This window comes from Frankia sp. Hr75.2 (genome assembly GCF_949319125.1).
Classification (GTDB): Bacteria; Actinomycetota; Actinomycetes; order Frankiales; family Frankiaceae; genus Parafrankia; species Parafrankia soli.
Map to the genome: position 1 here is coordinate 24842 of NZ_CASGGV010000324.1, position 12634 is coordinate 37475.

Here is a 12634-nt window from a genome sequence, read left to right on the forward strand (position 1 = left end):
GGCACGCTGACGGGAGGGAGCGCGGTGGCAACGCAGTTCAGTCGAGGGCAGAAGTCCCAACTGTCGGCGATCACCGCTGGCACCGATCTGTACATCGGGATCCAGATCAACGCGCCGGGCGAGTGGGACGTGTCCTGTTTCGGGCTGGACGGTGCCGGCCGGCTCTCGGACGACCGGTACTTCGTCTTCTTCAACCAGCCGAACTCGCCGGAGTCCTCGATCCAGCTGCTCGGCGCCCAGTCCGGTGACAGCCAGTCGTTCCGGGTGACGCTCGACAAGGTTCCCGACGCGATCCAGAAGCTGTCGTTCTGCGCGGCGCTCGACGGCCCGGGCAGCGCCGCGCAGATCACGTCCGGATACCTGCGCATCGTGGCCGGTGGTACGGAGGTGCTCCGTTACGCGTTCACCGGCGCGGACTTCTCCGACGAGCGCGCGGTCATGATCGGCGACGTCTACCGCAAGGGTGTCTGGCGCGTGGCCGCGGTCGGCCAGGGGTTCCGGGGCGGGCTGGCGGAGCTGATCCGCAGCTTCGGCGGCGAAGTGGCCGACGAGCCCGAGCCGACCCCCGCGCCCGCCGGCCCGCCGCCGGGCGGCGTACCCGGGTTCGGCGCCCCGCCCGCCCCCGCTTTCGACCAGCAGAAGCCACCTGCCGCCCCGGGCTTCGGTGCCCCGCCCGGGGGACCGCCCCCGCCGGCGCCGGCTCATCCCGGCCAGGGCTACGGTCAGCCGCAGCCGGCGTACGGTCAGCCGCAGCCGGCGTACGGTCAGCCGCAGCCGGCGTACGGCCAGGCTGGCGGCGTGCAGCAGGGCTACGGCCAGCCGCCGCCCCCGCCGGCGATGCCCGGCGCCCAGGGGTTCGGCGCGCCCGGCCAACCGGCGCCGGGCCACCCGATGCCCGGCCAGCAGCCACCCGGTCAGCCGATGCCGGGCGGGTTCGGGCCCACGGAGGTCCTGCCGTCGCAGGCTCGCCCCGTCCAGCCCGGTGCCATGAACAGCCTCAACCCGTACCGCGAGGTGCCGACCGCGGGGCGCTGGACCCAGCAGAACAGCAAGCTGGTCAAGGTCACCCTGGGCCCGGAGGCGCTGGCGCTGCGCGGTTCGATGGTCGCCTACCAGGGCAACATCGAGTTCGACTACAAGAGCGGCGGGATCCGCGGGCTGATCGAGGAGAAGCTCACCGGCCAGGGCCTCAAGCTCATGACGTGCAAGGGCGACGGCGAGGTCTTCCTTGCCCAGGACGCCGCCGACCTGCACATCGTCGAGCTCGGCAACCAGTCGCTGTGCATCAACTCGAAGAACCTGCTGGCGATGGACGCCACCGTGCGCTCGGAGGTCCGACGCATCGAGAGCCCCGGCATCCCCGGCGGCGGCTTCTTCCACTTCGAGGTCTCCGGGCCCGGGTCGGTCGTCGTGATGACCAAGGGCACGCCGATGACCCTCAACGTCGCCGGTCCCACGTTCGCCGACATGAACGCGCTGGTGGCGTGGACGTCCGGCATGCGGGTGAGCGTGTCCACCCAGGTCCGCATCTCCCGCCAGATCTACGCGGGAGCCAGCGGCGAGTCGTTCGCGTTGCAGTTCATGGGGTTCGCCGGCCACTTCGTCGTCGTCCAGCCGTATGAGGTCTGACCCCATGAGGTCGCGGATGCGCGCCGAGATGGCTGAGATGCGCGCCGGGGCGATCCCGGGCGTTCCCGCGGGTGCGCGGGAAGAGGGGAGCAGGCCGTGCAGGGCAGCCTGATGAACAACTACGGCCCGACTCCGATCATGGACCGGATGAGCAGGCACGGGTCCAAGATCGCCAAGGTGGTCATGCAGCCGGGCCAGGACCTGTTCGCCCGGGTCGGCTCGATGATCGCCTACGAGGGCCTGATCGACTTCAACCCGCAGCCGCCGCAGCTCGGGCGGATCGCGTCCTCCTGGGCGACGGGCGAGGGCGTCCCGCTGATGACCGCGACCGGTCAGGGGCTGCTCTACCTGGCCGACTACGGCAAGGAGGTCATCGTCGCCCAGCTCGCCGGCGAGGGCCTGTCCATCAACGGCAAGAACGTCCTGGCCTTCGACGCGAACCTGCAGTGGGGGATCGAGCGGGTCAAGGGCGTGAACATGCTCTCCGGCATGGGCATGTTCAACGTCGTGGTCCGCGGCCACGGCTGGGTGGCGCTGACGGCCAAGGGCAACCCGATCATGCTGGACACCCGGGAGGCGCCGACGTTCGTCGACACCGACGCCCTCGTCGCCTATACCGACGGCCTGCGGGTCGAGCCGAGGCGCACCGCCCGGCTCGGCGGGCTGATCGGGCGCGGTTCGGGTGAGGCGTTCCAGCTCGGCTTCTCCGGCCAGGGCTTCGTCGTGGTGCAGCCGAGCGAGGACGAGCGGCCCTCGTTCTCGGCACGCGGCTGATCGCCGGCGTGGGTGAGAGGATCTGATCATGACGCACGGCGGGATGTACGGCGGCCAGCCCGGGGGGATGCCCCCCGGGGGGATGCCGCCCGGTGGTCCCGGTGGGCCGGCGGGAGGGATCCGCAGCAGCCTGCTCGGCAACCCCGAGGTCACCAGCGGCGAGCGGTTCGCCCTGCAGAACGGCAAGATGCTCAAGGCGACCCTCGGCGCCCAGGGGATGCGCGAGTTCTACGCCCGGCGCGGCGCCATGGTCGCCTACCAGGGCGCCGCGACCTTCGACGCCCGCTGGGAGGGCTGGGGCTCCCGGTTCCGCAGCTTCTTCAGCGGCGGCGAGGGCCTGAACCTGATGAACGTCGCCGGCTCCGGCACGGTCTACCTCGCCAACCAGGCCCAGGACATCCACATCCTCGACCTGGCGGGTGACGGCCTGACCGTGGACGGCAAGAACGTGCTCGCGTTCGACGCCGGCCTGAACTGGGATCTCGTCCGTGTCGACAGCCAGGTGGGCATCGCCGGCGTCGGCGGTTACCAGATCGAGCTGCGCGGCAACGGCCAGGCCGTCGTGTGCACCTCGGGCGCCCCGCTGGTGATGCGGGTGACCACCCAGAACTACTACTTCGCGGACGCCGACGCCGTCGTCGGCTGGTCGTCGAGCCTGCAGGTCTCGATGCAGGCCGCGGTCACCTCCAGCGCGGCCTGGAAGCCGCGGGGCAACACCGGGGAGAGCTGGCAGCTCCAGTTCTCCGGCGAGGGCTATGTGATCGTCCAGCCCTGCGAGCTGCTGCCGCCCTACAACGCGCTCGCCGGCTCCGGCCTGGCCGGGCAGTTCGGGCTTGGCCAGGGCGGGTTCGCCGGCAACCAGCTCGGCGGGCACGGCGGCGGCCACGGCGGCCACGGCGGGGGCCCGGGCGGGTTCGGTGGCGGCGGCCCCGGTGGGCTCGGCGGCTTCGGCGGGCTGTTCGGAAACCAGGGCCGCCACTGACCGGACCGGGCTCGCGCCCCCGCCCGGCCCTCGCCCGGTGCCGGCCCGGCTGGTCAGGGCAACTGGCTGCTGGGGCGGGGCAGCGTCGGTGTGCGGGCCAGCAGTACGACCCCGGTGACGATCAGCGCGGTCCCCGCTGTGACGCCGAGTAGCTGGAAGATGGTGCTCGGCACCGGGGCGCCGTAGAGCAGCACCGCCAGCAGACAGGAGACCACCGGGTTGGTGATGTTCATGGCGGTGAGCGCCGGCGCGAGCGGACCGCTGGCGTAGGCGGCCTGCCCGAGCAGCAGGCTGGACAGTGTGGCCGCGGCGAGCCCGAAGCCACACCAGTCCGCCGCCGTGGCCAGGAACCCGTCCGTCACGAGCCGGTCCGCGGACTCCTTCATGAGGACGGCGGTCAGCGCGTAGACCATGCCCGCGGCGACCCCGAACAGCACGGCCCGGGCGGTGGGCGACCGCCCGAGAGAGACCACGGTCAGCACACCGGCGACGAGCGCCATCGCCCCGATGGTGAGGAGCAGCCGCGGCCGGTCGACCCCGGCCGCCGTAGGCAGGTCCCCCCGGGACGACAGCAGCGCGGCCAGCCCGGCGCAGATCCCCGCCGCGCCCCACCAGGCCGCGCCGGACATCCGCCGGCCGGTGCCGACCAGGCCGAGTGGGAGCGCGAACAGCAGCTGGCAGACCATCAGCGGCTGCACCTCGGCCACCGACCCCAGGTGCAGCGCGGCCGCCTGCACGCAGAACCCGCCGATGTTCGCCGTCCAGCCCAGCACCCACAGCCTGTCCTGGACGAGCTCGGCCAGCAGCCCCACTCCGGGTACGGCGTGCGCACTGTCGGCGCGCTTCGCGAAACTGCTCCGCCCGGCGGCGCGTTGCTGCAGGGCGGCGGACGAGGCGAACAGAAAGGACGCCAGCAGACTGACGGGGACGACGGCGGGCATGGTCACCCAACCAGGATGGCTACCGGACAGACAAGATCACGTGATCGGAATTGTCACAGAACAGGATCAAACCGCGCGGGACGGTCATCGGACTGCCGCGGCCACCCCGCTGACCTCGGCGCATGCCCGGATCCACCTGAGCCGCCCCACCGCCGCCAGACCACCAGGAGCGCCGAACACGACGCGCCGACGAAGACAGCCGCATCCACCCAGGTGGGATCACTCCCACCGTCACCCGCGCCCCCGCCCGCGCCGATTCACGTGGGACGAGGGCGTTTGCTGGTGATGCGGTATTGGAGGACGAGGAAGGGGATCCCGAACAGGGAGAAGGCGTGTTCGGCGCGGAGGTCGCCGTCCTGCCGGTACACGTCGAGATCCTCGGTGAAACCGTGGACGGCCAGCGCGGTGAGGGTGCCGTCGGACGGGTCACGGTAGGCGAGGTAATGGCCGGGGTGCTCCAGGTCGCTGCGGCTGGTCAGGGCCAGGCCGCCGTCGGGCCGGGCGCGCGGCAGCAGCGTGGCTGTGAAACTGGACTGGGCCAGTGGGAAGCCGACGCTGACGTATCCCCGGTCGCCATCCCGGTAGGTTGTGTAGATACCCACGTAGATGGGTTCGTCGGTGTCGGCGAACGAACGGATCCAGCCGCGGACCGCCACCGCGTCGGCGTCGGTGCCGGGAAGGGCGATCGTGTCGATCCGGCTCCGGATGCCCCGCTGGGTCTCACGCTGGTTCATCGGCACGTTCGCCTGCCCCAGCGGACGGGCCAGCGCGTTCCGGTAGAGCAGGTAACCGGGACGAACCCACAGCCGCCATCGCGGCACGATGTCGAGCGTGAAACGGGTGGTGTGCTCGTAGAACTCCCGGACGAGGGGGTCGACGCCCGCCGGATCGAAGTCCGGGCCCGCCAGGTCGTCCATGGAGGCGACGATTCCCACGTCGGCCGCGTCGGCGACGTAGCTGCCGCCGAGCTCGCCGGCCAGCTCCCGGACGTAGCCGGTACCGACAACGCGCGAGCGCGACTGCCAGGGCACGACGAAAGGCAGCTTCTCCGCCGGGACCCGTTCGGCGAGCAGACGCACCTGCGCGTCCCGGAACACCAGCGAGGACGCGGTCCGATAGGCCGCCATCGTGACGGCGGCGACGGCGGCGGCCGGCACGGGGACGCCGTGGGCGCGGCCGCGTGCCGCCAGCGCCGCGCCCACAGCGGCCCCGAACGGCGGCCCGAGAAGCACCTTCTGGGGCCGGAGCCCGAGCAGGCCGCCGACGCTCCCGGTCGCCGCCCCCACCGCGACGGGGCCGGCGCCGGTCAGCCGCCCGGCCGCCCACCCGGCGGGTGCGACGAGCGCCGCGCTGGTCGCGATCCGCTGCCACAACGCGGGTATCTCGCCCGGCCGCTGCCGGGCGCGTACGACGGCTTCGGAGGCGGCCAGCGCGGCCGCACCCGCCAGCCCGCCCAGCCCGGCTGCCCGCCGACCCCGGTGCGCGGCGAGAGACGCTCCCGCCGCACCCCCGATCACGGCCGCGGACAGGACAGCCACGCCGAGGTTCGCCGGCTTCGTCCCCTCATCCGCCGCCATGGGCACAACGTATCCCCGGCCCGGCCATCCGGACCGAGGCGGGAACCTGCCTGGCCCAGAACGTGGTCCCATCCGCAGATTTATCGAGATCGCAGGATGCCCATCGAGAACGTGTGGCGGACGCTACCGCGATCCGCTGCTCGGGTTCGGTGCCTGCATCTCCCGCGCGGCAGAAAAAGTCGCGGCGTCGGGGAGGCCGTCGTTCCCGAGTGCCGAGCATTTCCGCGCCGCGGCCCACGACGCGATACGGAAGGCATTTTCCGTCGGCGCCCCGCTCGCGATTGCCCAGGTGAAGGCGCCGTGGAAGGTGTCGCCTGCGCCGCAGCTGTCGACCACCGTCACCGGGTGAGGGTCGTACGAGTTTGTGTCGGAGGCGCCCAGGTAAATCCCTCCCAGATCACCACGTGTCGCGGCGAGCACCGTCGGCCGAAAGTCTGAGTAAACCTTGCGCTAAAGAACTTTTCCGGGGCGATGATGTAGTCGACTCCGTCGAGAAACTCCTCACTCGACTCCCGGTAAGATCCTGTATCGATTATCACAGGTATTTCGAACTTGCGGCAGGAGTCGATCGTAGCTCGACTGAGCACCGGATCGGTACAGTCGAGCAGGGCCGCCGCCGCACCACGGAGTGTGTCGTCCAGAGCATCGAGAAGGCGTTGGTTTGCCCGTGGCTGAGGCGTCCAGATTATGGTGCGGCTGCCGCTGTCGCCGGCAACCATCACACAGGAGTGCTGGCTTGGCTGGTCTTCGGCGAACAGCGTCAGGCTCAGCGGTTCACGGGCGAACTCACCTCGCAGGACGTCCGCGTGCAGATCATTTCCGCACATTCCCAGGACGCGGACATCGCCGCCGAGACGCCCGGCGGCGATCGCACTCCGTCCCGCGGGTCCACCGGCGACGACACGATGGGCCTTTGCCGCATTGGTGCTGCCCTCGACAGGGTGACTCTCGAGCACATACAGATAGTCGATCGTCACCATGCCGACCATGGCGATGACGGGCGCATTCACTAGCTGAACCTGCGAAGAATCCACTCGCAACCCTCCTCGGCGGAAGCGGGAACGCGCGCGTTTTTGATTTCCGCGGCCTCGGCTACCGCCCGCGTTCCGACGATCACGGCATGGTCGTGTCGGCGCAGCAGCGTGGCGGGGATCCCTGCCGTCTCCGGATAGTGAGCCATCTGGTGGATTATTCGCGCCTTGCTCCGGTCGAATCCGAGCACCATCAGTCCCGGAGCCTCGAGGGCCGTACCGAGGCCCACGGTGATCACGGAACGTGACGGCTGGTTTGGATCGATGTACTTCCGGCCCTGTTCGCTCAGCTCCACGATTCGACAGCCGTCGCTGATGATCTCTTCGGGGTCGGAGTACGAGCCGACCTCGTAGCCGAGCACCTCGCCGGCAGGGGAGACCGACACGGCATGCACCGCGGGTGGCCAGAGGCGCAGCACTCGTTGCGTCCGGAAGATGGGATCGTCGTCCGTGATCTGGCCTGTCAGGAGATTCAGCTGACTCTCGCTCGGGCCGAGCCCCTTCTCGTTCAGTGGCTCGATCAGGGTCTCGACCACATGGCGAGTGCGTGACGTGTAGTGGCGTTCGTGCACGCCGAAGGTTTCGGTATCCGAAACGAGCCGTGCGTCACCAAAAGGGCGGGGCGCGTAGTCCCCGGCGACCCGAAGCATCCCTCGGAAGAGCTGTGTGGCGGCTCTTCCGGTGGGTAGAACAATGCTCCGGTCCGGCGATGCCTGTGCAATGCGGAAATAGCTGTGTGCGGCAGCGTCGGCCGCGACCCGTTCGTTCTCGAAGGCGATGAATTCGGCGGGCCAGCCCTCAACCGGGACCTCGGTAACGTGCAGGTCTGCCCGATCGATCTCGTTCGGTTCCAGATCTCTGCCCGGCGGGACCGGGCTCCTGATGTCCTGAACAAGTGTGTCAAGTGTGCTGTCGCGCTTGTCGAGCCAGTCGATCCACTGGGTCGCGTTGAGAAAATATCCCAGTTTCTCGGGTTCTACCTTCTCGAGTCGTACCCAGTAGATCGGTATGTGTGCTTTGTCGGCGAGCAGTATCTCCCTTTTCACGTGCATACTCGAGTCGGCGGACGAGCAGAACAGTAAGACGAGAGCGGTGGAGTTTCTGATGGCCCGTGAGATCTCGGCATCCCAGTCCGACCCCGGTGGGACGTCGCGGGGAGCGTACCAGGTAGTGATCGCGTGGCGGGCGAAGTAGGCGGCCAGATGCTGTACCACGGCCTTTTTGCTGCTGTGATAGCTGATGAAAACGGCCATGCGGACCCCGCCCCGTCGCGAAGATCAGAATCGGTGCTTCGACGTATGGTACCCGCGCGTGACACGAAAGTGCCCGTATCTCGTCGGGATCCCGGCCGTGCAACCGTGTCAGCGGCACAAGGGCTGTCCATGCCCGCAGCGGGTGGGACGAAGCCGAGGGCGAGGCCTGCGAGAAGCGCTGGTCGGCCATCGCGCGCCGTCGCGTCATGCAGGGCTGCCTTCCGGCGGGTCGGGTCGGCGGGTCGGCAGACAATGCGAACGAGCGCGCCGGGCTCGTCTGTCTTCCGGAGCTCTGCGCGACCGTGGTGGACCTACTGACCCTGGACGGCTCTCGAACCCGGTACCTGCGAACTGCCATGGTCGCGACGCCGACCCTTCTGATCTGATCCTCCGGGACTACGTCTCTGGTCCACCTGGCGTCCTGGCGTGATGGTGACGGCAGGGCTGACTCCGCCAGCCCACGTCAGTCGGACTGGCGTTCAGGCGGGGATCTGGTCGTCGAGGTACCAGCCGTAGGGGCTGGGCTGGCTGGCGTTGGCGCGGCGGGGTTCGTACTGCTGGACGTAGAGGGCGGCGACCAGTTCGGCGCGGGTGCGCACGCCGGTCTTGGCGAACACCGCCTTGAGGTGGTCCTGCGCGGTGAAGGGGGAGATGCCCAGCACGGTGGCCATCTGCCGGGTGGATCTGCCCTGGGCGGCGAGCCCGATGACCTCGCGTTCGCGCGGCGTGAGGCCGTAGGCGCCGGCGATCACCTCGCTGACGATGATCGGGCGGGCGCCCTCGATGATGACGGCGATCGTCGGCGGGTCGCCGCCGGGCATCGGCGAGCCGTGCAGCACGACCCAGCGGCGGTCGCGGGCCGGCAGCGCGGCGCGCGCGAGGCCGTTGCCGGTGGCGGCGGCCACGGCGATGGACCGCACGACGCTGGGCAGCCGTCCCCGGTCGTCCAGCGTGGCGAGCCAGGCGCGGCCGTCGTCGGTGACCGACTCGATCTCGCCGCGGGCGGTGACGATCAGCAGGCCCGGCGGCCGTTCGACGCTTCCCGGCGAGGCGAGCGCGGCGCGGAGCATGGTGAGGCGGAACAGGTCGGCGATGGCGGTCAGGGCGGCGCGTATGGACGCCTCGTCCCGGTCGCTGAACGGCCGGCTCGAGCCCGTGCGGTAGAGCGTCAGCGTTCCCCAGGTCATGGCGCCCGAGCGCAGGATCACCCGCATCTCGTCGACGCAGGACAGCCGCGACAGTAGCGGCTCCTAGCGTTTCGCCCTGGTCAGGTCCCCGCCGGTCGTCTGGTGCAGCCGGCCGACGAGGCGGCCGCCGCCCGCCAGGTCGCGGTAGCCGTTGAGGTCGGTGCCGGTGAACTCCAGCTCGTCCACAGCATGGCGGCGGGGTCCACGGTCGAGATCGCGGCGATGTCGTACGGGGCGCTCGCGCGCAGGATGCGGTCCAGGCGTCCGCGCACGGCGGTGAGGTCGGCGCCCTCGGCCGCCAGCGCCTGGACCCGCTCGCACAGATTCACGGTTCCAGGATGACCATGCCGACCCGCCGGGCCAACCCCTCATATCTGGGATAGGCGGGTGGCCCGGGGGATTCGTACCTTCACCGCCATGACTGCTGACACGCTCGTCCGCGACGACCTGTTCACCCATATCCACAAGGCGCTGCGCCTGGGACTGTTCGAGCTCACCGTCCAGGCGGGCCGCACCGACTGGGCGGACCCCGCCGAGGTGGCGGCCCTCGGCGAGCGGTGGTGGCCGCTGCTCGACCTGCTGCGCGCCCACACCGAGCACGAGGACCGGCACATCCTGCGCATCCTCGACGACGTCGACCCGCAGACCACCGAACCGGCCGGCGAGCAGCACCGCGACCTCGACGACCTGCTCGGCGACCTCGACGACAGGTTCATCGCCGTGCTCGCGGCCCCCAACCCTTCGGCCGGGCTCGGGCTCTACCGTGACCTGGCCCGTTTCGTCGCCAGCTACCTCCCCCACCTGCACGAAGAGGAGACCGTGGTCATGGCGCGGGTCTGGGAACTGTGCGGAGACGAGGGGATCGCCCTGACCCGCGCCCGCTTCATGGCCGACACGACCCCGGAGGTGATGGCCACGACGCTGCAGTACATGCTCCCCGCCCTGGAGCGGCCCACCCGGCACGCCCTGGTCGCCCGGCTGGCCGCCACCGCGCCCCCGCCCGTCCTGCAGGGACTCCTCCAGATCGGAGAGCGCGTCCTGGACCCCGCCGCCTTCGCCGACGTGCGCGCGGTCGCCGCTGCCACCGCCGCAGCGGCACACGGCTGACCGCACGGAGCCCTGCGCGACGGATCGTCACGACGCCCGTCACCGTGTCGACCGATCACCGTGCCGACCGGTCGGCACGGTGAGGCCGGGGCAATAACATGGCCGCGATGCCGACGCTCCTGATCGTCCACCACACGCCGTCACCGACGATGCAGGCGATGCTGGAGGCGGTGCTCGTCGGTGCCCGGGACGACGCGATCGAGGGTGTCGACGTCGTCGTCCGCCCAGCGCTGGCCGCGACAGCGGTCGATGTGCTCGCCGCGGACGGCTACCTGCTCGGCACCCCGGCCAACATCGGCTACATGTCCGGCGCGCTCAAGCACTTCTTCGATTGCATTTACTATCCCTGCTTGGAAGCCACCATAAGCCGCCCGTACGGGCTGTACGTCCACGGGGCGAGTGACACGACCGGCGCTGTTCGCGGTGTGGAGACCATCACCACTGGTTTGAAATGGAAGCAGATTCAGCCGCCCGTTCTGGTCACAGGAGGGCTGGATGAGGCGACACGGGCCGCATGCTGGGAGTTGGGGGCCACGGTGGCGGCCAGTCTCATGATCGGGTAAGCCCCTTGTCGATGTTCTTTTGCGGGCCCGCCAGCTGTCGGAGCGGTGGAGGTGGCGGGCAGCCTCCGGTGACAGGACGGCGGTCGGGCCCGGCCCCGTCAGGGGAAGGTGGGCTGGTCGCCACCCCACGGGTGCGAGGGGAACGGGTAGTCGTCGAAACCGGGGATCGCCGGGCGCGCGGTGGTGACCCGGCCATGGGTGACCGTCGTCGCGGCCGTGGGGGTCGCGGCCGGTGGGTGGTGGGCGTCGCGGCCTGGGGCGTCGAGGAGCCAGGTCGCGGTGCGCGCGAGGAATGCGACGAGGTCGCGGCCCCGGCCGTCGTCGGCGCGTTCCGCCAGCGCGTTGATGATCGCCGCCGCCAGGAAGTAGCCCGTGGCGTGGTCGAGCGCCTGCGCGGGCAGGGCGCCGGGCGTCACGCCGTCCCCGCTCTCGATCAGCGCGATGCCCGCGGCGGCCTGGACGATGGAGTCGAAGCCGCGTCGGTCCGCCCAGGGGCCACTGTCTCCCCAGGCGTTGATCCGGGCGCGGACCAGTCCGGGAGGTATCCGCAGGCCGAAGGCCTCGATGGAGCCGGGTCGGTAACCGGTCATCAGGACGTCGGCCCGGTTGAGAAGCTCCTGGGCGCGCGGCCGGTCGGTATGAAGATCAAGGAGCGCCGAGCGCTTGCCCTGGCCGGTGTCGAGGTGCTGCCACCCGATCTCCGCGGGAACGGGCGGGTCCAGGCGCAGGACGTCCGCGCCGAGCAGGGCGAGCGTGCGTCCGCAGACCGGTCCCGCGAGGACGCGCGTGAGGTCGAGTACCCGGACACCCTTCAGGGGCAGCGCGCCGCCCACCAGGGTGAGGGCGGCCGCGTCGTCGCGCTCCGCGGTTCGTACGAGTGGCTCGGTGGCGGCGGCCGCGCCGGGAGCCGAGGCTCGCCATTCGGCCTCGGTCCGGACCCGGACGGCGATGGCGCCGACCTGCGCCGCCTGGTCCTCGAGCTCCGCGGCGGAGCGGCCGGCTATTGCCCCGGCGACCGTCTCCCTGTCGGGTTCGGCTTCCTGGCCGGAGCCGGCCAGTCCGAGGATCCGCAGCAGCCGGTCGCGGTGATGCGGATAGTTCGCGTGGGTCCGCAGGTACCCGTCCTTGGTTTGGAAGAAGCCGGACAGCGGCGCGAAGGCGCCCGCGCGGGCGTCGCCGTCCCGGAACAGACGTTCGCTGGAGAAGGCGGCGGCGACGCGCTCGGGGTTGAGATCCGCGCCGGTGACGGGACCGGTCGCACCGGATCGGACGGCCGCAGACCGCACCGCCTCCACCGAGGCGGTCGCCAGTCCCAGCACCGGAAGCGCTGCGGAAAGCCATGCGTCGGGCATCCACCCATCATGGCAGGGTTGCGGCGGAGGCCCTCCAAGCCCGGATGATCTGACAGGCCCCGCTGGCCGTAGACCATCCAGACAATGAACAACGGAGGAAGCTTGCCGGGCTGTTCCCGGGTGAGAGCCCGCCCGAGTGAGCACTTCGAGCGCGACCGCGCTCCGTGGGGCGCGCGTCAAGGAACCCCACCCTGCCTGATCGCCGCGCCGTGGAGGGCCTTCTCGCGTCCCACCGCTA

At 70.6% G+C, this 12634-nt stretch carries 13 protein-coding genes; 5 read left to right on the plus strand and 8 right to left on the minus strand.

What is annotated here, in order from left to right; translation table 11 throughout:
* Positions 1-24 precede the first annotated feature (24 nt).
* From AC559T_RS30230 to AC559T_RS30240, 3 genes are all read left to right on the plus strand, one after another.
* Positions 25-1629, plus strand: a complete 1605-nt coding sequence (locus AC559T_RS30230) for a TerD family protein (RefSeq protein WP_131626659.1) — start codon at positions 25-27, stop codon at positions 1627-1629.
* A 96-nt stretch (positions 1630-1725) separates the two neighbouring features.
* Positions 1726-2403 carry an AIM24 family protein gene (locus AC559T_RS30235; protein ID WP_071066821.1) on the plus strand — a complete coding sequence of 226 codons (678 nt, stop codon included), beginning with the start codon at positions 1726-1728 and terminating at the stop codon, positions 2401-2403.
* Positions 2404-2431: 28 nt separating this feature from the next.
* Positions 2432-3385, plus strand: a complete 954-nt coding sequence (locus AC559T_RS30240; protein ID WP_498870858.1) for an AIM24 family protein — start codon at positions 2432-2434, stop codon at positions 3383-3385.
* A gap of 53 nt (positions 3386-3438) precedes the next feature.
* On the opposite strand, the gene AC559T_RS30245 is transcribed toward AC559T_RS30240, so the two are convergent.
* From AC559T_RS30245 to AC559T_RS30275, 7 genes are all read right to left on the minus strand, one after another.
* Complete coding sequence (locus tag AC559T_RS30245; protein ID WP_498870868.1) at positions 3439-4326, minus strand: DMT family transporter; 888 nt, start codon at positions 4324-4326, stop codon at positions 3439-3441.
* Between the two features lie 257 nt (positions 4327-4583).
* A complete protein-coding gene (locus AC559T_RS30250) occupies positions 4584-5903 on the minus strand; it encodes a hypothetical protein (protein ID WP_498870859.1) in 1320 nt (439 codons plus the stop codon).
* A gap of 123 nt (positions 5904-6026) precedes the next feature.
* Positions 6027-6323 (minus strand): PfkB family carbohydrate kinase, encoded by a 297-nt coding sequence (locus AC559T_RS30255; protein WP_498870860.1) that lies wholly within the window; start codon positions 6321-6323, stop codon positions 6027-6029.
* Complete coding sequence (locus AC559T_RS30260; RefSeq protein ID WP_498870861.1) at positions 6242-6937, minus strand: PfkB family carbohydrate kinase; 696 nt, start codon at positions 6935-6937, stop codon at positions 6242-6244. The genes AC559T_RS30255 and AC559T_RS30260 overlap by 82 nt, the downstream gene beginning before the upstream one ends.
* Complete coding sequence (locus AC559T_RS30265) at positions 6913-8187, minus strand: toll/interleukin-1 receptor domain-containing protein (RefSeq protein WP_498870862.1); 1275 nt, start codon at positions 8185-8187, stop codon at positions 6913-6915. Before AC559T_RS30265 ends, AC559T_RS30260 begins: the two co-directional genes overlap by 25 nt.
* Before the next feature lie 479 nt (positions 8188-8666).
* A complete protein-coding gene (locus tag AC559T_RS30270) occupies positions 8667-9395 on the minus strand; it encodes a response regulator transcription factor (RefSeq protein ID WP_498870863.1) in 729 nt (242 codons plus the stop codon).
* A 59-nt stretch (positions 9396-9454) separates the two neighbouring features.
* Complete coding sequence (locus tag AC559T_RS30275) at positions 9455-9703, minus strand: hypothetical protein (RefSeq protein WP_498870864.1); 249 nt, start codon at positions 9701-9703, stop codon at positions 9455-9457.
* An 88-nt stretch (positions 9704-9791) separates the two neighbouring features.
* On the opposite strand from AC559T_RS30275, the gene AC559T_RS30280 reads away from it, so the two are divergent.
* Positions 9792-10481 (plus strand): hemerythrin domain-containing protein, encoded by a 690-nt coding sequence (locus AC559T_RS30280; protein WP_498870865.1) that lies wholly within the window; start codon positions 9792-9794, stop codon positions 10479-10481.
* A gap of 98 nt (positions 10482-10579) precedes the next feature.
* Positions 10580-11044: a flavodoxin family protein gene (locus AC559T_RS30285; RefSeq protein ID WP_498870866.1), complete on the plus strand. Its 465-nt coding sequence runs from the start codon at positions 10580-10582 to the stop codon at positions 11042-11044.
* A 98-nt stretch (positions 11045-11142) separates the two neighbouring features.
* Here AC559T_RS30285 and AC559T_RS30290 read toward each other — a convergent pair whose 3' ends face one another.
* Positions 11143-12396: a CoA transferase gene (locus AC559T_RS30290; RefSeq protein ID WP_498870867.1), complete on the minus strand. Its 1254-nt coding sequence runs from the start codon at positions 12394-12396 to the stop codon at positions 11143-11145.
* Between the last annotated feature and the right edge of the window lie 238 nt (positions 12397-12634).